16 protein-coding genes and 2 pseudogenes are annotated in these 20,873 nt (G+C 63.8%); 7 read left to right on the forward strand and 11 right to left on the reverse strand.

Annotated features, from left to right (window positions below; all coding sequences use genetic code 11):
- Together paaG and paaF are read right to left on the reverse strand one after the other, a co-directional pair.
- Nucleotides 1-792 carry a 2-(1,2-epoxy-1,2-dihydrophenyl)acetyl-CoA isomerase PaaG gene (gene paaG, locus NLX68_RS22185; protein ID WP_010225266.1) on the reverse strand — a complete coding sequence of 264 codons (792 nt, stop codon included), beginning with the start codon at nt 790-792 and terminating at the stop codon, nt 1-3.
- Between the two features lie 43 nt (nt 793-835).
- A complete protein-coding gene (paaF, locus tag NLX68_RS22190; protein ID WP_254285808.1) occupies nt 836-1,606 on the reverse strand; it encodes a 2,3-dehydroadipyl-CoA hydratase PaaF in 771 nt (256 codons plus the stop codon).
- Nucleotides 1,607-1,887: 281 nt separating this feature from the next.
- Between paaF and NLX68_RS22195 the strand changes: the two genes are divergently transcribed.
- Both NLX68_RS22195 and paaX read left to right on the forward strand, forming a co-directional pair.
- The gene (locus tag NLX68_RS22195; protein WP_010225268.1) at nt 1,888-2,484 is read left to right on the forward strand and encodes a phenylacetic acid degradation protein PaaY; all 597 of its coding nucleotides are present in this window, start codon (nt 1,888-1,890) and stop codon (nt 2,482-2,484) included.
- A 76-nt stretch (nt 2,485-2,560) separates the two neighbouring features.
- The gene (gene paaX / locus NLX68_RS22200) at nt 2,561-3,484 is read left to right on the forward strand and encodes a phenylacetic acid degradation operon negative regulatory protein PaaX (protein WP_254285809.1); all 924 of its coding nucleotides are present in this window, start codon (nt 2,561-2,563) and stop codon (nt 3,482-3,484) included.
- On the opposite strand, the gene NLX68_RS22205 is transcribed toward paaX, so the two are convergent.
- The 3 genes and pseudogenes from NLX68_RS22205 to NLX68_RS22215 form a co-directional block, all read right to left on the reverse strand.
- The gene (locus tag NLX68_RS22205) at nt 3,457-4,281 is read right to left on the reverse strand and encodes a DUF4434 domain-containing protein (RefSeq protein WP_254285810.1); all 825 of its coding nucleotides are present in this window, start codon (nt 4,279-4,281) and stop codon (nt 3,457-3,459) included. The two genes, paaX and NLX68_RS22205, sit on opposite strands and share 28 nt — an antisense overlap.
- A pseudogene (locus NLX68_RS22210) lies at nt 4,281-5,954 on the reverse strand (phage receptor); the annotation flags it as partial. The gene NLX68_RS22205 and the pseudogene NLX68_RS22210, both read right to left, overlap by 1 nt.
- Before the next feature lie 286 nt (nt 5,955-6,240).
- On the reverse strand, nt 6,241-7,134 hold the full coding sequence (locus NLX68_RS22215) for a LysR substrate-binding domain-containing protein (RefSeq protein WP_254285811.1): 894 nt from the start codon (nt 7,132-7,134) through the stop codon (nt 6,241-6,243).
- 98 nt (nt 7,135-7,232) lie between these two features.
- On the opposite strand from NLX68_RS22215, the gene NLX68_RS22220 reads away from it, so the two are divergent.
- From NLX68_RS22220 to yiaY, 3 genes are all read left to right on the forward strand, one after another.
- A complete protein-coding gene (locus NLX68_RS22220; RefSeq protein WP_254285812.1) occupies nt 7,233-7,661 on the forward strand; it encodes a PACE efflux transporter in 429 nt (142 codons plus the stop codon).
- A 178-nt stretch (nt 7,662-7,839) separates the two neighbouring features.
- Entirely contained in the window at nt 7,840-9,402 is a 1,563-nt protein-coding gene (ilvA, locus tag NLX68_RS22225; protein WP_254285813.1) for a threonine ammonia-lyase, biosynthetic, read from the forward strand.
- Nucleotides 9,403-9,485: 83 nt separating this feature from the next.
- Nucleotides 9,486-10,634 carry an L-threonine dehydrogenase gene (yiaY, locus tag NLX68_RS22230; protein WP_254285814.1) on the forward strand — a complete coding sequence of 383 codons (1,149 nt, stop codon included), beginning with the start codon at nt 9,486-9,488 and terminating at the stop codon, nt 10,632-10,634.
- A 62-nt stretch (nt 10,635-10,696) separates the two neighbouring features.
- Here yiaY and NLX68_RS22235 read toward each other — a convergent pair whose 3' ends face one another.
- Both NLX68_RS22235 and NLX68_RS22240 read right to left on the reverse strand, forming a co-directional pair.
- Nucleotides 10,697-12,049, reverse strand: coding sequence for a GntP family permease (locus NLX68_RS22235; RefSeq protein ID WP_254285815.1), 1,353 nt, complete (start codon nt 12,047-12,049; stop codon nt 10,697-10,699).
- A gap of 99 nt (nt 12,050-12,148) precedes the next feature.
- On the reverse strand, nt 12,149-12,688 hold the full coding sequence (locus tag NLX68_RS22240; RefSeq protein ID WP_254285816.1) for a gluconokinase: 540 nt from the start codon (nt 12,686-12,688) through the stop codon (nt 12,149-12,151).
- A 206-nt stretch (nt 12,689-12,894) separates the two neighbouring features.
- Here NLX68_RS22240 and NLX68_RS22245 point away from each other — a divergent pair, with 206 nt between their 5' ends.
- Together NLX68_RS22245 and NLX68_RS22250 are read left to right on the forward strand one after the other, a co-directional pair.
- Nucleotides 12,895-13,914 carry a LacI family DNA-binding transcriptional regulator gene (locus NLX68_RS22245; protein ID WP_254285817.1) on the forward strand — a complete coding sequence of 340 codons (1,020 nt, stop codon included), beginning with the start codon at nt 12,895-12,897 and terminating at the stop codon, nt 13,912-13,914.
- A gap of 133 nt (nt 13,915-14,047) precedes the next feature.
- A pseudogene (locus NLX68_RS22250) lies at nt 14,048-14,236 on the forward strand (pili assembly chaperone); the annotation flags it as partial.
- On the opposite strand, the gene NLX68_RS22255 reads toward NLX68_RS22250, so the two are convergent.
- The 4 genes from NLX68_RS22255 to NLX68_RS22270 form a co-directional block, all read right to left on the reverse strand.
- Nucleotides 14,211-14,816 carry an Hpt domain-containing protein gene (locus NLX68_RS22255; protein WP_254285818.1) on the reverse strand — a complete coding sequence of 202 codons (606 nt, stop codon included), beginning with the start codon at nt 14,814-14,816 and terminating at the stop codon, nt 14,211-14,213. The pseudogene NLX68_RS22250 and the gene NLX68_RS22255 overlap by 26 nt on opposite strands.
- Nucleotides 14,817-14,819: 3 nt before the next feature.
- The gene (locus tag NLX68_RS22260; protein WP_254285819.1) at nt 14,820-17,522 is read right to left on the reverse strand and encodes a transporter substrate-binding domain-containing protein; all 2,703 of its coding nucleotides are present in this window, start codon (nt 17,520-17,522) and stop codon (nt 14,820-14,822) included.
- A gap of 7 nt (nt 17,523-17,529) precedes the next feature.
- A complete protein-coding gene (locus NLX68_RS22265; RefSeq protein ID WP_254285820.1) occupies nt 17,530-18,144 on the reverse strand; it encodes a response regulator transcription factor in 615 nt (204 codons plus the stop codon).
- 343 nt (nt 18,145-18,487) lie between these two features.
- Entirely contained in the window at nt 18,488-20,734 is a 2,247-nt protein-coding gene (locus tag NLX68_RS22270; protein WP_254285821.1) for a FepA family TonB-dependent siderophore receptor, read from the reverse strand.
- Nucleotides 20,735-20,873: the final 139 nt, after the last annotated feature.

A 20,873-nucleotide genomic window follows, 5' to 3' on the forward strand; every position in this document is an offset into this window, starting at 1 on the left:
TCAACGCCCTTTGAACTGGGCGGTACGCTTGGCCATGAAGGCACTGACGCCTTCGCGATAGTCCTCGCTGCGCCCGGCCAGGCGCTGCAGGTCGCGCTCCAGGGTCAGTTGCTGTTCGAAGCTGTTGTCCAGGCTTGCATGCAGGCTGCGCTTGATCAGGCCCAGGCCATAGGTGGGCTGGGTGGCCAGGTGACGGGCCAGCTTGATTGCCTCGTCGCGCAGTTCAGCATCCTCGACGCAGCGGTAGATCAAGCCCCATTGCTCGGCTTGTTCGGCACTCAGCCGCTCGCCGAGCATGGCCAGGGCTTTGGCCCGGGCCATGCCGACCAGCCGTGGCAAGGCGTAGGTGCCGCCCGAATCGGGGATCAGGCCGATCTTGCAGAACGCCTGGATAAAGCTGGCCGAGCGAGCAGCCAGCACCAGGTCGCAGGCCAGCGGTATGTTCGCGCCAGCACCGGCGGCGACGCCGTTGACGGCACAGATGACCGGGATCGGCAGGTCGCGCAGGGTGTGAACCAGCGGGTTGTAGTAGCGCTCGATGGATTCGCCCAGGTCGGGTGCCTCGGCGCCGGGGACGACATTGCGGTCGGCCAGGTCCTGGCCTGCGCAAAAGCCGCGGCCTTCGGCGGTCAGCAACAGGACCCGTACGTCATTGCTGCGGCGTACCAGGCGCAGCGCCTCCTGAACCTCTTCATGCATGCGGCCGTTGAAGCTGTTCAGTTGCTCGGGACGATTGAGGCTGAGCAGGGCGACGCCTGCATCGATGGAAAACAGGATGTGCTCGAAACTCATGGTATCTGCCTTTGGTTGCAGGTCTATCGAGGGGTGGTGGAGCTTATTTGCCGCAGAAGCTGGCGCGGCGTTTTTCCTGGAAGGCGCGGATGCCCTCGTTGCGGTCGGCGGTGCCGGCCAGCAGGGTGAAAGCGTGGCGTTCAAAGCGCAGGCCGCTGGCCAGGTCCAGATCCTGGGCCTTGAGCAGCGCCTCCTTGGCCAGGCGCAGGGCCAGCGGTGCTTTGCTGGCAATGCGCTGGGCAATCTGCAAGGCGCGCTCGACCGTCAGCTCCGGCGGGGTGACTTCACTGACCAGGCCGGCCTCGAGGGCGCGCCTGGCACTGATCGGCTCACCGCTGAGGACCATCTGCATGGCCAGCGACTTGCCCACCGCCCGCAGCAGGCGCTGGGTGCCACCGGCCCCGGGCATGATGCCGAGGTTGATTTCCGGCTGGCCGAACTGGGCGTCCTCGCCAGCAATCAGGATGTCGGCGTGCATCGCCAGTTCGCAGCCGGCGCCCAGGGCGTAGCCATTGACGGCAGCAATCAGGGGCTTGGCGAACTGGGTGATGGTTTGCCAGTGCGCCTGACGCGGATCGTTGAGCATGCCGACCAGGTCGCGCCCGGCCATTTCGTTGAGGTCGGCGCCTGCGGCAAAGGCCTTGCGGCTGCCGGTCAGGACCACGGCGCCAATGCTCTCGTCGCTGGCGCAGCGCTGCAGTTGCTCGGCGAGCTCGGCCAGCAGTTCACTGGTCAATGCATTGAGTGCTTGTGGGCGCTGCAGGGTGATCAGGCAAACCGCCTGGTGGGTGTGCACGGCAAGGGTATGCGGCATGGCGAAGGTCTCGCAGGGCGGTCGGGCGTCAAGGCCGGGATTTTTATTGGGCGGGCGTGAGCCGTTTCGTCAAAGTATAGGCATGAAGCGATACGAAAATACAACACGAAAAATAACAATGCGTGTCTAATTGTTTGTGGCTTTATGCCTGTGGTGTTGCCTAATCCAATAAATAGCTGAGGCTTATAGGAGGGGAGGCACTGATGGTGACATGGTAAAACGATACATAAAATGTTATTGCTGTCAGGTGATTACGGTTAAATGCTACGAGGAGATTCGCCATGCCCTGCTACAGCCTCGACGGCCTCACGCCGGTGGTCGACCCCAGTGCCTATGTACACCCGAGCGCCGTATTGATCGGCGACGTGATTGTCGGCCCGCGGTGCTACATCGGTCCCTTGGCCAGCTTGCGCGGTGATTTCGGCAGGATCGTGCTGGAGGAGGGCGCCAACCTGCAGGACACCTGTGTCATGCATGGTTTCCCCGACAGTGATACGGTGATCGAGCGCGACGGCCATGTCGGTCACGGCGCGGTGTTGCATGGCTGCCGGGTGGGCGCTGATGCGCTGATCGGTATCAATGCCGTGGTCCTGGACTACGCCCGCATCGGCGCGCGTTCGATCGTCTCGGCTGGCGCCCTGGTCAAGGCGCGCTTCACCTGCGCCGAGCAATCGCTGGTGGTCGGTTCGCCAGCCCGGGTTACCCGGCGCTTGAGCGATGAGGAAGTGGCCTGGAAGCAAGCCGGCACCCGCGAATACCAACTCCTCGGCCAGCGCTGCAGCAGCCTGGTGGAGTGCGCGCCGTTGTCGGCTGTCGAAGCCGACCGGCCACGGATCAGCCACAGCGAGCATCGCCCCAAGGCCGCCAGCAGCACCTGAAACCCTCGGGCAACAGGGCCGGCGTAGTCTTGAGCTGGGCGGCGGGGTATATTTCAACTTTTTCGATGGACCGTCTATGTCGTCCCTGACACCGCTCAATCAGCTGATCAACCGTTTTCAGCAACAGACACCCATACGGGCCAGCTCGCTGATCATCACCTTGTATGGCGATGCCATCGAGCCCCATGGTGGCACCGTGTGGTTGGGCAGCCTGATTCAGCTGCTCGAGCCCATGGGCATCAACGAGCGGCTGATCCGTACGTCGATCTTTCGCCTGAGCAAAGAAAACTGGCTGACCGCAGAGAAGGTTGGCAGACGCAGCTATTACAGCCTGACCGGCACCGGCCGGCGGCGTTTCGACAAGGCTTTCAAGCGTGTGTACAGCGCCAACCTGTCGGCCTGGGATGGCTCATGGTGCCTGGCGATGCTGCCCCAGCTGCCTGCCGACAAGCGCAAGCAGGTGCGCGAAGAGCTCGAATGGCAGGGGTTTGGCGCGATTGCCCCCACGGTACTGGCCTCGCCGCGTTTTGACCGCGGCGACGTCAATGCCACCTTGCTGGAGCTTGGCGTGCAGGAAGACACCATCCTGTTCGAGACCACCACCCAGGATGTACTGGCCTCGCGGGCGTTGCGCATGCAAGTGCGCGAAAGCTGGAACCTTGAGGAGCTGGCGGCCCATTACAGCGAGTTCATCCAGTTGTTTCGGCCGCTCTGGCAGAGCCTGCGCGAGCAACCCACGCTCGACCCTCAGGACTGCTTCCTGGCCCGTATCCTGTTGATTCACGAGTACCGCAAGCTGTTGCTGCGTGACCCGCAGCTCCCCGACGAGCTGCTTCCGGGGGACTGGGAAGGCCGCGCAGCCCGGCAATTGTGCCGCAACCTGTACCGGCTGATCGTCGCCCCGGCCGAGCAATGGCTGGAAAGCGCCATGGAAACCGCCGACGGACCGCTGCCGGATGTCGGCGAGAACTTCTACAAGCGCTTTGGCGGCTTGACCTGATCCGTTAACACCGCCTGTGGATGGCAAGCGCTGCGCAGCGGCGGTTGCACCGCCACGGCCCTGACGGGCTGGCCTGCTGCGTGGGGCTGGCGAACGGCTTCATTGACGATGCCGATGCTGCAGGGCAGGGCGTCCAGGTAGCCTTGGCGCACCAGCGGCGCCAGGCGCCCGCTGCCGGCACCGTCGTGCCACCAGACCTGCACATTGAGGCTGGCCAGTTGCTCCAGCCAGCGGGCATTGACCGCCGGGCTCAGGCGCCCGGTGCTGAAGGCGCTGATGTGCAGTGGCGCATCCAGCCGGCGGTTGAACCCCTGCAACTGGGTGTACAGCGCTTGGCGGCGGTCGGCACTGTGAAAGTGCAGGTCGTCCAGTTCCATTGGCAGGTACCAGCCTGCCACCGGCAATTGCCAGTCCTGGCGCACCTTGCGCTGCTGGGCCAGGGCGTTGCCCAGTTGGGCCTTCCAGTAGGCGGCAAGGCCGGCGCCGTCCAGCGCGTCGATACGCTGGTAATAGGCGGCGTCCATGTACAGCCCCAGCACCAGTTGCAGCCCCTGTTCGTGGGCCAGGCGCAGGCTGTTGGCCAGCCAGCCCCGGGCACCACCGAAGTCGCTGTCGCCGTAGGCGCTCCACTGCACGATCAGGGTTTTGCCGCCCTGGGCCGCGCTGGCCTTCCACCGCGAGCGCCATTGTTCCTGGCTCAACTGGGCGTCGCGGTTCAGCGGTTGGTAGAACAGGCGTTCGTCGGCGCTGGCCTGCAGGCTCAGCACCAATAGCATCACAGCGATCAAGCGGCGCATCAGAAGGTCAACTCCGCACCCAGCAACACGCCATTGGCGTGTTCATAAAGATTACCGCCCAGCGCTTGCTGGTATTCGGCGCGTACTTTCAGCGAACCGCGATAGGCGTTGTAGCGGTCGTCGTCGAACCACCATTGCCAGCGCAAGCCCAGGCCGGTGCGCAGGTCCTGGCGCCAGTCGTTGCTCGGGTCCTGGCTTGAGAGCTCAAGAAAACCATAGGGCATCAGGGTTTGTGGCGAGCCGCTGGGCAGTTTCCAGGTGTGCCCGCGCTGGTAGCGCGACAGCCATTGATGATCACCGGCGCGGGTCCACCAGGCGCCATCGAGGTAGAGGAAGCGCTCGTCCCAGTCGTCTTCATCGGCGCGCCAGTCGTTGCGCCATTTGCCCTGGTCGAGGAACGAGGCGGTGGCGCGTAGCAGCAGGTCGTTGCTCGACGCGGCGTGGCCACGCAGGTCGCCATAGTTGTCGCCAGCCTTGCTCGGGCTGATCAGTTGGCCCAGGCTCAAGCCGCCGTAACGGGCATCGTCGATCTGGCGCTGGTGATAGAGCTCGCTGTAGAGGTTGAGGTTGGCCGTGCCGAACGGCTTGTAGCGCAGGCCGACGCCGGTGCCCATGCTTTGCGCGTAGTCGTTGCGGCCCGTGCCGCCAAACAACACCCGGCCATAGACCGCGAAGGTGCTGCCATTGCGGCTCGGTTCTTCGCCCAGGGCATGGTCCCACATCGCCAGCTGCACGTTTTGCGAGGTGGCACGGCGGTTCTGGCGCTCGTCACGCAAGTTATCGTTGGTCGAGACGCCACCCGGCGACCAGGTACTGGCCAGGGTGATGCGGTCGCGTCGCGACAACGCTTCATGGTCGCGGCGCTGACGGTACTTGCGTGCTTGCAGGCTGCCGAACTGGTCATCACCGTCGACCAGGTCCTGCTCGACATCCAGCACCCGGCGCAGCTCCTTGCGCGCGGCGGCGCTATTCTCCACTTCGGCGTAGCGCCAGGCCAGGGTTTCGCCGAGGCGGTAGTCCTCGGGAAAGTCGTGAGTGGCGCGCTCAAGGTGGGCAATCGAGCGGGCTCGGGTCGCTTCCTCCTGCGAGCCTGACAGGCGCATGCCGTAGTCGGCGCGGTAGCGCGGCTGGTCCGGCGCCAGGCGTACGGCTTCGGCCAGCCAGGCGGTGCTCTGGCGCAGGTCGTCATTCTGCGCGGCGGTCACCGAGGCGGCGTAGTAGTGGTCGGCGCGCGGCTGGCGCTTGAGGGCCTCGCGCTGGTAGTTAATGGCTGCGTCGATTTGGCTCTGGCGCCGGGCAATGGCCGCGCCCAGCGCCCAGTCATCGGCCGTTACATGCGGCGCCTGGTTCCAGTACTTTTCGGCCTGATACGGATTGTTGGCATTGAGTGCGCTGCGCGCGGCGGTGAGGCGCGCGTTGTCGGTCCACTCGCTGTCGGCCAGGTGCTTCCAGATCGGTTGCGCAGCGTAGGAATCGCCCGAGGCTTCCAGGGCGTAGGCCAGCGGCAGGCGGCTGCCGCTGTCGCCCAGGCTTTCGGCGGCCTGGTAGTAGACCACCGCTTCACCCGGGCGCTCGGGCATGGCGCAGCGGCCCAGGGCGCGCAGTTGGTCGACTTGGGTGGGGTTGGCGGGCGTTGCCTGACGCAGGCGCTCGCACTGGCCGATATCGGCTACGCTGGGGACGGCGTAAAACCACAGCAAGACACTGGCCAGTTGCATCGGCCCGCGCAGGTGCTGGTTGATCGAGTGATGACTGACCCGCTTAGGTAGCGCGGCATCGTCCTGATGCATGTCGAGAGCCGCGAGCATGAGCCGGGTCTCCTCCTTCTGCCAAGGGGCTGGGATAGGGGTGTTGCAAGCCGAGGGGCATGCCCAGCTGGTGCGGTTGGCGGCACGCTGCAGTGCACGGCCAGGCGGCGGGGCAGCAGGGTAATCAATTTGTGCGCGAGTTTGAACGGATTTAATTCGCTCCAGCGCAAATAGCGCTGCCCAGCCAGTCCAGGAACGCCCGCAACGCAGGCTCGCGCTCACGCCCCGGCAACCACACGGCGCTGTATTGTGCGGCCGGCAGACGCACTTCATCACGCCACGGTTGCAGCAAACCCTGGCGCACGCTGTCGGCCACCAGCACGTTGCTGGCCAGCACCAGCCCATAGCCGGCCACAGCCGCCTGCAGGGCATAGTGTTCATCGTCATAGCGATGAAAGCGCGCCCGCTGCAGCCAGTCTTCGCAGCCGGCCAATGCGCACCAGCGGGCCCAGTCGATGACCACGCCACTGACCGAGCTCCACGGTACCTCAAGCAGCGACAGGGGCTGATCCGCAGGTGGCTCCTGCCAACCGGGCGGGGTATAGACCGAGAAATGCTCGGCCAGCAACGGCATCCGTTGCAGCCCGGGGTCGGGATTGAATTCGGCACGCAGGGCCAGGTCGAAACGCTGGTCGCGCTGCAGGTCGACCACCTCGCTGCCGGTCAGCACCCGCACCTGAATGTCGCCATGGCGATGATGGAAATCGCCCAGCCGGGGGATCAGCCACAAACTGGCAAACGCCGCGGTGGTGGTCAGGGTCAGTTGCTGGCGATCGCAGGGTGGTTGCAACGCTTCGAGGCTGCGCTGCAGGTTTGCCAGGCCCTGGTGCACCTGGAGGTACAAGCGCTCACCGGCTGCGCTGAGCCTGACCCCCTGCGCGCTGCGCTCGAACAACAGCAGGCCAAGGTGCGACTCCAGGCGCTTGATCTGGTGCGAGACCGCCGCCGGGGTGACCGCCAGTTCGTCGCTGGCAGCCTTGAAGCCGCCCAGGCGGGCCGCCGATTCGAACGTGCGCAGGGCAGTCAGGGGCAGTTTGGCGAACACGGTGCTCAAGCCAATTGAGGGAGGCTCAATTTAGCTCAGTTGAACCGCCGTCTCAACGCGGTTAGGGTGGGGCTTCATTGACGTTCAGGGAGGCAGACATGCAAGGCAAGGCGCGCAAGATCGTTCAGGCCATGCTCTACGAAACCATCGCCGTGCTGTGTGTGGCGCCGGTATTGTCCTGGGCCTTCGATGCCGGCATGGCCCATTCCACCGTGCTGTCGCTGATCCTCTCGGCGGTGGCCCTGGCCTGGAACATGTTCTACAACTGGGCCTTCGAATATTGGGAGGCGCGTCAGGTGCAGCGTCGGCGTACCCTGTGGCGGCGTTTTGTGCATGCGTTGGGCTTTGAAGGCGGGCTGGTGTTGATCCTCTTGCCGGTGGTCGCCGGCTGGTTGCAGATCAGCCTGTGGGCGGCGCTGTTGACCAACCTGGCGCTGTTCCTGTTCTTCTTCGTCTATGCCTTCGTGTTCCAGTGGGCCTTCGACCGGGTCTTCGATGTGCCGGATTCCGCCCGCGAGCCTGCTTGACTTTGTCTGCGCGGCTGCGCTAGTTTCGCTGCCATGAATACATTCCTGCAGTTGCCTCAGCACAGCATTATTACCGCCATTATCGTTTTGGCGGGCTAGCTGGCACTTGCACCGAACCCGCCCTGGAGGCGGGTTCTTTCTCTCTCTCCTGGGCACTTTAAAACACCAGGAGTCACTGATGACCAGCCTTGCCGTAAGCCCCCGTACACCGTCCGCACCGCTGAACCTGCTGTCCGACTACGTGCGACGCATTCTTGCGGCCCCCGTGTACGACCTGGCGATCGAAACGCCCCTGCAAGCGGCACCGGCCTTGTCGCGCAGCCTCGGCAACCAGGTGTTGCTCAAGCGCGAAGACCTGCAACCGACCTTTTCCTTCAAGATCCGCGGTGCCTACACCCGTCTCAGCCGCCTGAGCCCGGCCCAGCGCCAGCGCGGGGTGATCACCGCGTCGGCCGGCAACCATGCCCAGGGGGTCGCCCTGGCCGCCCGCGAGCTGGGCATGCGCGCGACCATCGTGATGCCGACCACCACCCCTGAGCTCAAGGTTGAAGGCGTGCGTTCGCGCGGCGGCCAGGTGGTGCTGCACGGTGAGAGCTTCCCACACGCGTTGGCCCATGCCTTGACGTTGGCCGACAGCGAAGGCGCGACCTTCGTGCCGCCGTTCGACGACCCGGACGTGATCGCCGGGCAAGGCACCGTGGCCATGGAAATCCTCCGCCAGCAACCGGGCGAGCTGGATGCGATCTTCGTTCCGGTGGGTGGTGGCGGCCTGATCGCCGGCATCGCGGCCTACGTCAAATACCTGCGCCCCGAGGTCAAGGTGATCGGCGTCGAGCCGCACGACTCCAATTGCCTGCAAGCAGCCATGGCCGCCGGCGAGCGGGTGGTGCTGGCTCAGGTCGGCAGCTTTGCCGAGGGGGTGGCGGTGGCGCAGATCGGTGCCCATTGCTTTGAACTGTGCCGCCACTATGTCGACGAGGTGATCACTGTCAGCAGCGACGAGTTGTGCGCGGCGATCAAGGACATCTACGACGACACCCGCTCGATCACCGAGCCGTCCGGCGCCCTGGCGGTGGCCGGGATCAAGAAGTACGTGGCCCGCGAAGGCGTGCAGGGCCAGACCCTGGTGGCCATCGATTCCGGCGCCAACGTCAACTTCGACCGCCTGCGCCATGTGGCCGAGCGTGCCGAACTTGGCGAACAGCGCGAAGCGATCATCGCCGTGACCATCCCCGAGCAGCCGGGCAGTTTCCGCGCCTTTTGCCAGGCCCTGGGCAAGCGCCAGATCACCGAGTTCAACTACCGCTACTATCCGGGCAAGGAAGCGCGGCTGTTCGTGGGCGTGCAGACCCACCCGCAGACCGATCCCCGTGAGCAGTTGCTGGCCAACCTGCGCGAGCAGGGCTACACGGTGCTGGACCTGACCGACAACGAACTGGCCAAGCTGCACGTGCGCCATACCGTCGGTGGCCACGCCGGGCCGGGGGCGGACGAGCGCGTGCTGCGCTTTGAATTCCCCGAGCGCCCGGGGGCCTTGCTGGGCTTTCTGGAGCGCCTGGGCAAACGCTGGAACATCAGCCTGTTCCACTACCGCAACCACGGCGCCGCCGAGGCGCGGGTGTTCGCCGCCCTGGAAGTGCCGCAGGACGAACAGGCCAGCCTGCCCGAGGCGCTGGACGCCATGGGCTACCGCTACTGGGACGAAAGCGACAACCCGGCCTACCGGCTGTTCCTCGGCTGAGCCAGGCCTTGCCCCAGATCAACACGGGGCAGGGCCGACAGGCGGATCCTCAAGGCAAAGGTACATTGCATGAGGATCTCGCCATGAGCAGCACGTTTTTCATCCCCGCCGTCAATATCATGGGCATCGATTGCCTCGAAGAGGCGATGGCTGCCATTGCCGGGTACGGCCTGCGCAAGGCCTTGATCGTCACTGACGCGGGCCTGGCCAAGGCCGGCGTTGCCGAGCGCATGGCCGAAATGCTGGCGATGCGCGACATCGACTCGGCGATCTTCGATGGCGCCAAGCCCAACCCGAGTATCGCCAACGTCGAGCAGGGCCTAGCGCTGTTGCAGCGCGAGCGTTGCGACTGTGTGATTTCCCTGGGCGGCGGCTCGCCCCATGACTGTGCCAAGGGCATCGCCCTGTGCGCCACCAACGGCGGGCACATCCGTGACTACGAAGGCGTCGACCGTTCGGCCAAGCCGCAACTGCCGCTGATTGCCATCAACACCACGGCCGGTACGGCCAGCGAGATGACCCGCTTCTGCATCATCACCGACGAAGCGCGCCACGTGAAAATGGCCATCGTCGACCGCAACGTCACGCCGCTGCTGTCGGTCAACGACCCGGCGCTGATGGTCGGCATGCCCAAGGGCCTGACGGCGGCCACCGGCATGGATGCCTTGACCCACGCCATCGAAGCGTATGTATCGACGGCCGCCACGCCGATCACCGATGCCTGCGCCATCAAGGCCATCGAGCTGATCAGCGACAACCTGCGCCAGGCCGTAGCCGACGGCAGCGACCTTCAGGCCCGGGAGAACATGGCCTACGCCCAGTTCCTCGCCGGCATGGCGTTCAACAACGCCTCCCTGGGATACGTGCATGCCATGGCTCACCAGCTCGGTGGCTTCTACGACTTGCCCCATGGTGTCTGCAATGCGGTGCTGTTGCCCCATGTACAGCGCTTCAACGCCAGCGTCAGTGCCGCGCGCCTGCGTGATGTGGCCAAGGCCATGGGCGTGGAGGTCAGCGCCATGAGCGCCGAGCAGGGCAGTGATGCGGCCCTGGCAGCGATCGAGAACCTGTCGCGGGCCATTGATATCCCCGCCGGGTTGGCGGTGCTGGGGGCGAAGGAGGCGGACATTCCGACCCTGGCCAGCAATGCCTTGAAGGATGCTTGCGGCCTGACCAACCCGCGGGTGGCCAGTCAGGCGGAAATCGAGGCGATCTTTAAAGCAGCCTTTTAACAGCATCGCGGGGCAAGCCCGCTCCTACAGTGTAGGAGCGGGCTTGCCCCGCGATGAGGCCCTCAAACCACCATCGACAGCAGCATGATAAAGATGATGCCGACCACCGACAGGATGGTCTCCATCATGCTCCAGGTCTTGAAGGTCTCGGCCACGGTCATGTTGAAGTACTGCTTCACCAGCCAGAAGCCGGCATCGTTGACGTGGGACAGAATCAACGACCCCGCCCCGGTCGCCAGCACCAGCAACTCACGGTTGACCCCCGGAATCATGCCGATCACCGGCGCGACGATCCCGGCCCCGGTAATGGTCGCCACCGTCGCGGAACCGGTGGCGATGCGAATCACCGCCGCCACCAGCCAGGCCAGCATGATTGGCGAAATCTGCGCCTGCACGGCCATCTGCCCGATCACATTACCCACGCCGGTATCCACCAGCATCTGCTTGAAGCCACCACCGGCACCGACGATCAGGACGATTGCCGCCGTTGGCGCCAGGCTCTGGTCGAGCAGCTTCATGATCTGCTGGCGGGAAAACCCGCGCGCCGCGCCAAAGGTGTAGAAGGCCAGGAGCAGGGCGGCAAGCAGGGCGCTGATCGGGTGGCCAATCAGGTCCATCCACTGACGGACGATATGCTCGGCCGGCAGTACCACGTCAGCGAAGGTTTTCAGCAGCATCAGGAACACCGGCAGCAACACGGTGATCAGGGTGATGCTGAAGCTGGGCAGGTTGTGCTGGTCGGACTCGCGGGCGATCTGGTCCATCAGCTCCTTGTTCGGGTTGCCCGGGATGTACTTGGAGATGAAGTTGCCGTACAGGGGGCCGGCGATGATCGCCGTGGGCAGGGCGACGATCAGCCCGTAGAAGATGGTCTTGCCGATGTCGGCGTTGAAGATGCCAATCGCCAGCAGCGGCCCCGGGTGCGGCGGCACCAGGCCGTGGACCACCGACAACCCGGCCAGCAGCGGAATGCCGATCTTGATCAGCGACACCCCGGAACGCCGGGCGACGATGAACACCAGCGGAATCAGCAATACGAAGCCGATTTCAAAGAACAGCGGAATACCCACCAGAAAGGCGGCGAACATCATCGCCCAGTGCACCTTCTGTTTACCGAAGGCGCGAATCAGCGTCTGGGCGATCTGGTCGGCACCGCCGGAATCGGCCATCAGCTTGCCGAGCATGGTGCCCAGGGCCAGGACGATGCCGACAAAGCCGAGCACGCCACCGAAGCCGTCCTGGAATGATTTCATCACCTTGGCCACCGGCATGCCGGAGGTCAGGCCAAGAAAGCCTGCGGCCAGGGTCAGGGCGACAAAGGGGTGGACCTTGAAGTGGGTGATCAGCAGCACCAGGCCGATGATGGTGATCACTGCGTCGAGCAGCAGGTAGGTATCAGTTGCCAAACCGAACATGGTTCAGTGCCTCATCTTGTCATTTTTGTGGGCGTAACGTTTGCAGCGTTTACGGGGCGAGACAGCGCTATCTTTGGTGAGCCGAGAAAACAGCCAGGGTCAGGCCGTTCGCGCCAGCAACGGTTCACCGCAGGGCTTTAGCCACTGGTCTACCTCGATGGCCAGCGTGGCCACCGGCAGGGTGGCGTCCAGCGGCAGGGTCAGCGGTTCGCCGTGGGGCGGTTCGAGGGCGGCGAACTGGCTTTCAATCAGGCTGGCGGGCATGAAGTGGCCGGGGCGGGCCAGTACCCGGCGTTCGGCTTCTTCAGGGCTGAGTTCGAGAAACACGAAGCCCAGGTCCGGCACCGCGTGGCGCAATGCATCGCGGTAGCGCTTTTTCAGCGCCGAGCAGGTGAGGATCGGCCGTGCGCCGCTTTTGAGGGTGCGTTGCAGTTCTTCACCCAGAAGGATTAACCAACCCGCACGGTCGTCGTCGTCCAGGGGAATGCCGGCGCTCATTTTCTGGATGTTGGCGGCAGGGTGAAAGGCATCGCCTTCGATCAGGCGGCCGCCGCTATGGCTGGCGATGGCGGCACCGACGCAGCTCTTGCCGCAGCCAGCTACGCCCATTACCACAATTGCGGACAAGGGGGGATTCATCGGTACCTCCTGCAGGGCAAGATAGCGCTATCTTTAGGTGAGACGGTTAACGTCTCGGGCGCTTCCTACCCAGATGTTATTGATCTTGTAAAAGCAGTCTGGGTGCTCATTCCTGGCCTCATGCAGTTTTGCATTGCCTGTGGTCTGAGACAGCGCTACCTTAGTGCCCGTTCCCCATTCTTTGCAAGTCGAAAATAAAACCTGTCATGACCCGCATTGGCTCCCGTACTACCGGTCGTCCCACCTTGGCTGAAGTGGCCAGGCTTTCCGGGGTTTCCCCGATCACTGCTTCGCGGGCGCTGCGCGGGGTCAGCACGGTTGCCCCGGAGCTGGTCGAGAAGGTCCAGGTGGCCGCTGCCAGCCTTGGCTACGTGGCCAATCCGGCGGCCCGGGCGTTGGCGTCGGCGCAAAGCCAGTCGGTCGTGGTGTTGATCCCGTCGCTGTCCAACCACCTGTTCATCGACACCCTGGAAGCCATCCATGAGGTGATGCGACCGCGTGGGCTTGAGGTGCTGATTGGTAACTATCACTACGATATTGCCGAAGAAGAGAACCTGATCCGCAATTACCTGGCCTACCAGCCGCGCGGCATCCTGCTCACCGGCTTTGATCGCAGCGACGCAGCCAAGCAGCTGCTGGCGGCCAGCGGCGTACCTTGCGTGCACATGATGGAGCTGGGCGGCGATGCCCAGGCCATGTCGGTAGGTTTCTCCCAACAGGAAGCGGGCAGGGCGGCTGCGCGGCATTTGCTTGAGCGCGGCTGCAAACGCCCGGGCTTTATTGCCGCACAACTCGACCCGCGGGTGATGCAGCGCGCCGAAGGCTTTCGCCAGGCCCTGGCCGAGGCGGGCCTGGATGCCCATGCGCGGGAAGTGCTCGCCCCGCAGCCGTCGTCGATCGGCCTGGGCGGCGAGCTGTTCGCCCAGTTGCTGCAACGCCATGCGGATGTCGACGGCATCTTCTTCTGCAACGACGACCTGGCCCAGGGCGCCATTCTCGAAGCGCTGCGCCAGGGCATCAAGGTGCCGCAGCAAGTGGCCATGGTCGGTTTCAACGACCTGCCCGCCTCAGCGCACATGGTCCCGCGCCTGACCTCGATTCGCACCCCGCGCGCGGCCATTGGCCGTTGCGCCGCCCAGGCGCTGCTGGGCCTGCTCGACGGCAAACGCGCGCAGGTGCAAAGCCAGGACCTGGGCTTTGAACTGATGGTCCGTGAAAGCAGCTGAAACCGCCAGTCGGCGGGCGTTGCACGGTGATGTCATAGTGCTTTCGCGGTGCTAATCGCGATCTATGCTCAGCACATCCCGAGCATGGAGTGTTGCAAAATGTTTGATTTGCATCATGCGTTACCGCCTGGACGAGGTGGTGGGCTAGAACCATGACTTGTCGTTGACCGCCGTGGCCAGCATGCAGTCAAGCCTCAGCCGTACCGGCCTTGGCGTGGAACTGGCCAACGAAGCCGGTGAGGTGATTGTGGAAATCCAGCAGGGGTCCCAGCATGTGGTCGATGCGATCAGCCAGATCAACTCGACCTTGCAGTTGCACTGAGCCGCTGGTTGAGCTGCCCGTCGAGGGTCTGCAGGCTGTGCTCCAGGGCCTTGGCCAGCACCTGTAGATCGGCGCTGCTGGCCTCGCCAACACAGGCTTGCTCGAGCGCTTCGCAGCGCCTTACCACGCCACGGGCCTTGAGCATCTTGGCGCCGCCCTTGATCCGGTGGGCCAGGGCGCGCAAGTCATCGCGCACAGGTTCCGTGCCCAGGGCTCGCAAGGCCTTGAGGTCGTCGCTGTTGCTGTGCGCCAGTTCCCGCAGCAGGCGTTCGACCAGTTGCGGGTCGCCCAGCGTCAGGTGCTTGAGGTTGTCGACATCGAAGCCGCTGGCATGCTCCGGCTCCTGCGCGGTAACTGCTGGTGCCGATGTCGGGCTGGTCACAGCGATCAGATGACGGCGCAACTCATTGAGACCGATCGGCTTGAACAGGCAATCGTTCATGCCGCTGGCCAGGCATCGCTCGCGCTCCTCGACCTGGGCATTGGCGGTCAAGCCGAGGATCAGGCCGGCGCGGCGTTGTTGCAGGTGTTCCTCGCTACGCAGCCGGCGTGCCAACTGATGGCCATCCATGCCGGGCATGTGTCAATCGGTGATCACCGCATCGAACTGCCCTTGCAGCCACAGCTCCAGCGCGGCCTGGCCATCGCTGGCCTGGCTGACCTGATGGCCGAGAACACTGAGCTGGCGCTGCAGCAGCATCAGGTTGGCGGGGTAGTCGTCTACCACCAATATGTTCAAGGCACTGTCGGCCAGCGGTTGCTCGATTTCTGCCAGGGGCGCTTGCGCCAGGGGCGCAATCGGCAATTGCAACTCGATGTCGACCCGCGTGCCGACGCCCGGGGTGCTGGTCAGGCTCAGGTGGCCACCCATCAGCTCGCACAGGGTACGGCTGATCACCAGGCCCAGGCCGCTGCCCTGGCGTGCCTGTTGTTCGCCAACCCGGGTGAAGTTGTGGAACAGCCGCGCCTGGTCTTGAGCACTGATGCCGATGCCGCTGTCTTCAATGCTGAGCAAGGCCCGTCGCACCTGCCCGGGCTGTTCCGCGCCCCAGCGCAGCGTGACCTTGACCTGGCCCTGCTCGGTAAACTTCAGGGCATTGCCCAGCAGGTTCGACAGCACCTGCTTGAAACGCAGCGGGTCAACCAGCACACCCTCGGTGACCGTGTGCAAGTCCGTCTGCAACATCAGGCCCTTGAGCCGGGCATTGCCTTCGAACACCCGTACGGTAGCGGCAACCAGCGCCGTCAGGTCGGTGGCGGTGGCGTTCAGTTCCATGTGTCCGGATTCGATCCGGGCGATGTCGAGAATGTCTCCGATCAGTGCCAGCAAGCCGTTGGCCGAGTCGAAGGCGACCTGTAGCGAGGCGCGATCGGCACGGCCCTGCTCGGCATCCTTGAGCGCAAGCTCGAGCAGGCCGATCACCGCGTTCATCGGCGTGCGGATTTCATGGCTCATGGTCGCCAGGAACGTGCTTTTGGCCCGGCTGGCGTCGTCGGCCTGGTCCTTGGCCAGGCGCAGTTCTTCGAGCAGGCGCTTGCTGAACCCCAGTTCGTGCTGCAGCGCTTGCTGGGCCTCGCTGCGCTGGCGGATCAGGTTGCGCAGGTAGCGGTTCCAGAACACCACCACGGCGATCATCAGGCTGGCGACGATGAGAATCCGCAGGATCAGTGAGCGGTAGTTGTACCAGGGGCTGTCGCTGATCAGTGCGTTGGTGCGCCATCGGTTGGTCAGTTGCGCCAGTTCGTCGGGCGGGATGCTGAGCAAGGCCTTATCGATGATCGAGTGCAGCACCCTGGCGTCCTTGGGCGTTGCAAACGAGGCGGTAATCGGCCGGTCGCCATACTGGGAGGCGATACGCAACCGATCCTTGAACAGGCGGCTGATGAAGTAGGCCGCGTTGATGCGCGAGCTCAGTACCAGGTCGACCTGTTTATCCTCCAGGGCTTCCATCAATGCCAGCGGGCTATCGACCTCGATCAGCGTCAGCGTCGGGTAACGCTGCAGCAATTGCGCCTTCAAGGGGGAGTCGCGAATGACCGCCACGCGTTTGCCATCCAGCTGTTCGGGGTTTTGCCCGAACGCGCTGTCGGTACGGCACACCAGCACCCAAGGGTCGGTCAGGTATGGCCGACTGAAGTTGACCAGCCTGGCGCGCTCGGGGCTATAGACCAGCGTACCGGCCAGGTCGGCTTTACCCTGTTGCAGCAACGCGATCATGGTCGCACCGGCATCGGTCTCGATGAACTCGAACTTCAGCCCCGTGCGCAGGCTGATCTGCTCCAGGACGTCGGCGGTTATGCCGCGAACCTGCTGCTGGTCATCGTAGAAACTCAACGGCGCAAAGTATTTGTTCACCAGCACACGGGTAACCGGGTGCTGTTCGATCCAGCGCCGCTCCTCGTGGCTCAGGGTCAAGGCGCCGCGATCAAGCAACATGCTGGTGCTGCCGCTGCTCCAGCGGCGCAGGATGTTCAAACGCTCGGTTTCACTGGTGACCGCCAGTGAACGGTTGAGCAGGTGCAACAGCTTGTCGTTGCCACGGGCCAGGGCAAAGGCGAAGGTTTCCCGCTCGTGCTTGACGAAGTGGGAAATCTGCACGCTGTCCTGAAAGCTCTTGCCGATCAGGTAATCACTGCTGATCGCATCACCGAGAAAGGCGTCGGCCTGGCCCAGCGAGACGGCCGACAAACCGGCCATGGTCGAGGTGTACAACTGCAGGCGGGCCTTGGGGAACAGGTGCTGGACTTCTTCGTCCGGCAGGTAGTGATCGACCATCGCCAGGCGCAGCCCATCCAGCTCGTCATCGATGGCGCGGGTCTTGCCTTGGGGCGTGACGATCACCGGCAGATCATCGGCATAGGGTTGGCTCAGCACCAGCTGGGCGTCGGCGGCTTCAAAGCCATTGGAGCTGCCGAGCAGGTCGATGTCCCCGGCATGCAGGGCGGCGATCGCCGCTTTGCGGCTGGCGTAGCGGCGCACGTCGAAGGGGATGCCCAGCAGTTCGCTGATCAGCCCGGCATAGTCGGCGGTCAGGCCTTCGTATTCGCTCTGGCTGACATTGATATCGAAAGGCGGGTAGTCCGGGCTCGAGGTTCCGAGGCGCAGCACGGCTTTTTCCTTCAGCCAACGCCGGTCATCCGCTGACAGCACTACGCCTTCGCCGCCCACCACTGAACGGGCCAGCAGCGTGCGCGGTTCACCGGGCTCATCGGCCAGGCTGCTGTTGAGCAACAACGCCGGCAGGCAGACCAGCAGCAAGAGCAGAAGAGCGGGGCGCAGGGTCATGGCCGGCTCAGATCACAAGATTGCGATTTGCCAGACCCATAAGGTCGACGAAAGATCCTACCTGAAGCTTCTCCATGATCCGGCTCTTGTAGGTGCTGATGGTCTTGGGGCTCAGCAGCATGCGAATGCCGATGTCGTTGTTCGAAAGGCCGGCGGCGAGCATGCGCAGCACTTCCATCTCTCGGTGGGAAAGGCTGGCCAGCCGCTCTTCTTCGCTGCCCAGCGGGCCGCGGCTGGCGGACATGTCAGGGAAGGTCGAATAGCCCTTGAGCATGGCTTTCAAGGCAAACACCAGTGCGTCCAGGTCTTCGTCCTTGTGCACGAAGGCCGAGCTGCCGGCATCCAGGCAGCGACGGGCGAACAAGGCCGCGGGCTGACCGGTCAGGACCATGATTTTCGGTGGTTTTTCCAGCAGATGCAGGCGTTTGATCACGCTCAGGCCATCCAGGCCGGGCAGGCCGATATCGAGGATGACCACATTGGGGCGCAGTTCGCGGGCCATCTGCACGGCGGCCACGCCGTCCCCGGTTTCACCCACCACTTCATAGCGTTCGCGTTCCAGCAGCATACGCACCGCAAGACGAATCGTGGGGTGATCATCGACGATCAGTACCGTGGGCATTGGCGCAACTCCTTGACGAAGAGGGTAAGCCGTTTCCTGAATCATTCAGGAAGACGAAACAGGCCGGAGCCGGCGAGTCGCCAACGATACGTCGAATCAGGGTGCAAGAGTATGGGAAGTATAGAGGCGTTGAAAATTGTGGTAGGAATTGTCGAATATTCCTACATATCGACTAGAGAGACCGCTACACGGACTGTCGCTAACCGATGTTGCCGGGATTGCGATCGCTTCGCGCTCGATCGCTGGCAAGCCAGCTCCCACAGGTCGGGTGCATGCAAGTCCACTGTGGGAGCCGGCTTGCCGGCGATGGGGCAGCAAGGCTGCCCTGCGGTCAACGCCGGGTTCAGAACGAAGTAGTAAACGAGGCGAAGTACGCCCGGCCCGCCTCGTTGTAGGTCAAGGCCCCGGCTTCATCGGAGTTGCCTTCGCGGTACAGGCGCTTGTCGAACAGGTTGTTCACGCCCACGCGCATGCTCAGGTTCTTGGTGAATTCATAGCCCCCGCTGATGCCGACAATCCCATAGGGGTCGACGTCCTTCTGGACCTTCTTGTCCAGGGCTTCATTGGCCCGGGCGTTGTAGGTCGGTGCTTCCTGTTTGCCGTAGTAGGTGCCGTTGAGCTGGAACGACAGCTTGTCGGTGACGTTCCAGTCCAGGGTCGAGTTGACCGTGTACTCGGGAATGATGCTCAGCGGCTCGCCGGTTTTCTTGTCCTCGGACTCGATCATGTAGGTGAAGTTGGTGTTCCAGTCCAGCGCTGGGGTCAGCTCGACGAACAGGTTGCCCTCGACGCCTTGCACCACGGCCTTGCCGGTGTTTTCCCAGCGCAGGATGCGGCGCCCGTTGGGCAGGCGGAACAAGGTCTGGTTACCGGCTTCGATCTTGTTTTTGTAGTCGTTACGGAAGTAGGTTGCGCTGGTGCGCCAGGTGCCCTTGTCGTAGGCCAGGCCCAGTTCCTTGTTAACGCTGGTTTCCGGTTCGAGGTTGGCGTTGCCCAGCAGGTAGCAGCCGCCATTGTTGACTTCACTGGAGTTGCAACCTGCGCCACGGCTGTACAGCAGGTAATTGGGGTTGGCCTGGTACAGGTTCGGGGTCTTGTAGGCGCGGGCGATACCGCCCTTGATGCTCAGGGCCTCGGTGATCTGGTGCGAGGCGTTCAGGCTCGGGCTCCAGTTGTCGCCGTAGTCCTCGTGGTGATCAAGACGCAGGCCAGGGGTGACGATGGTGTTTTCGCCGACTTCGATGTTGTCCTCGGCGTACAGGGCAAAACTGCGCGCGGTGGATTTGGTCTGGGTACGGTCGAAGTTCGGCAGCTCGGCGCCCGGGTCATAGCTTTGCGGGCGCAGCGAGCCCGGGTCGTTGAGCGATTCATAGAGGTATTCGCCGCCCAGGGTCAGCACCTGCTCCAGGCCCATGCTCAGTGGCAGGTTGACCTCGCCGGTGGCGCGGGTATTGCGCAGGCGCGACTCGAAGCGCCCGGCACCGCCCGATGGCGCACCTTCGCCCCAGCCGGCCAGGCCTTCATTGAGGCGGTCGTTACGGGTCAGGTCATAGGACAGTGACGCGGTGGAGGTGCCCCAGTCATAGTCGCCGCGATGGGTCACGGCAAAGCTTGAGCGTTGCATGACGTTGGTTTCCTTGCCCACCTGGCTTTCGACGAACTCGCCGCCGGCGTTGAGCATGGTGTCGCCGGCAAAGATGTTGCCCTGGCGGCTGTAGCTGGACTCAAAGTCAAGGGTGTTGGCCGGGTCGATCTTCCAGCTCAGCAGGCCGTTGATGTCCTTGTTGCGCACGCCTTCGCGGCCGGCCATCAAGGATGAATCGAAGGCCTGGTGCGCCGAGTTGATCTTCATGTCATCGGCGTCGGTCTTGTTCAGGTTGCCATAGACGCGGAAGATCAGGCTGTCGGTAAGCGGCCCGCTCAAGCTGAAGTTGACCCGCTTGCCCGTGCCTTCGGCATCGTCCTCGGGGAGCATGGTGTACAGGGTCATGGAACCGCGCAGGTCCTGGGTCGGGCGCTTGGTGATGATGTTGACCACACCGCCCATGGCGCCGGAGCCGTAGCGCGCGGCGGCCGGGCCGCGCAGGATCTCGATGCGTTCGACTTCTTCGGCCGGTACCCAGTTGGTTTCGCCCCGGGTGTCGCGGTCGCCGCTCCAGCCATAGCGCACGGCGTTGCGTGAGGTGGAGGGCTTGCCGTCGATGAGGATCAGGGTGTTTTCCGGGCCCATGCCGCGCAGGTCGATCTGACGGTTGTTGCCGCGGGCGCCGCTGCTGCTGTTGCCGGTGAGGTTGACCCCGGGTTCGCGGCGGATGATGTCGGAGAGGTCATTGACTGGTGGGCGCTTCTTGATGTCTTCAGCGGTGATGATCGACACCCCCGGAGCCTGCTTCAGCTCCTCTTCGGCGGTGCCCAGTACCCGGGTGTTCTCCAGCTCGATCGCCTGCCGGCTGCCGTCCACTGGCAGGTCGGTCGGCTGCACCTGGACTTCGTCCGGCTGCAGTTCCAGCGGGGCCGCGGCGACTGCCGTGGAACCCAGGGTCGCCAGCAAGGCAATGCTCAAGCGGCTGAGGTTGAAGCGCGACACCATGTCAGATTTCTCCTGGAGCAAAGGGTGAACGACCGGGACGGAAGGGCCCGGCCGCTCGGGAAGTCGAGAATGATAAGAATTACCATTCGCGTGTAAACCCTTAAGGAGAAAAATAAAATATTAACGAAGCAGGACGCAC

Origin of the sequence: Pseudomonas sp. SBB6 (assembly GCF_024213215.1) — a bacterium.
Classification (GTDB): Bacteria; Pseudomonadota; Gammaproteobacteria; order Pseudomonadales; family Pseudomonadaceae; genus Aquipseudomonas; species Aquipseudomonas donghuensis.

Coding starts and splice junctions, on each gene's coding strand:
- paaG (WP_010225266.1), bottom strand. CDS start 792: ATGAGTTTCGAGCACATCCTGTTTTCCATCGATGCAGGCGTCGCCCTG.
- paaF (WP_254285808.1), bottom strand. CDS start 1,606: ATGCCGCATACCCTTGCCGTGCACACCCACCAGGCGGTTTGCCTGATC.
- NLX68_RS22195 (WP_010225268.1), top strand. CDS start 1,888: ATGCCCTGCTACAGCCTCGACGGCCTCACGCCGGTGGTCGACCCCAGT.
- paaX (WP_254285809.1), top strand. CDS start 2,561: ATGTCGTCCCTGACACCGCTCAATCAGCTGATCAACCGTTTTCAGCAA.
- NLX68_RS22205 (WP_254285810.1), bottom strand. CDS start 4,281: ATGCGCCGCTTGATCGCTGTGATGCTATTGGTGCTGAGCCTGCAGGCC.
- NLX68_RS22220 (WP_254285812.1), top strand. CDS start 7,233: ATGCAAGGCAAGGCGCGCAAGATCGTTCAGGCCATGCTCTACGAAACC.
- ilvA (WP_254285813.1), top strand. CDS start 7,840: ATGACCAGCCTTGCCGTAAGCCCCCGTACACCGTCCGCACCGCTGAAC.
- yiaY (WP_254285814.1), top strand. CDS start 9,486: ATGAGCAGCACGTTTTTCATCCCCGCCGTCAATATCATGGGCATCGAT.
- NLX68_RS22235 (WP_254285815.1), bottom strand. CDS start 12,049: ATGTTCGGTTTGGCAACTGATACCTACCTGCTGCTCGACGCAGTGATC.
- NLX68_RS22240 (WP_254285816.1), bottom strand. CDS start 12,688: ATGAATCCCCCCTTGTCCGCAATTGTGGTAATGGGCGTAGCTGGCTGC.
- NLX68_RS22245 (WP_254285817.1), top strand. CDS start 12,895: ATGACCCGCATTGGCTCCCGTACTACCGGTCGTCCCACCTTGGCTGAA.
- NLX68_RS22255 (WP_254285818.1), bottom strand. CDS start 14,816: ATGCCCGGCATGGATGGCCATCAGTTGGCACGCCGGCTGCGTAGCGAG.
- NLX68_RS22260 (WP_254285819.1), bottom strand. CDS start 17,522: ATGACCCTGCGCCCCGCTCTTCTGCTCTTGCTGCTGGTCTGCCTGCCG.
- NLX68_RS22265 (WP_254285820.1), bottom strand. CDS start 18,144: ATGCCCACGGTACTGATCGTCGATGATCACCCCACGATTCGTCTTGCG.
- NLX68_RS22270 (WP_254285821.1), bottom strand. CDS start 20,734: ATGGTGTCGCGCTTCAACCTCAGCCGCTTGAGCATTGCCTTGCTGGCG.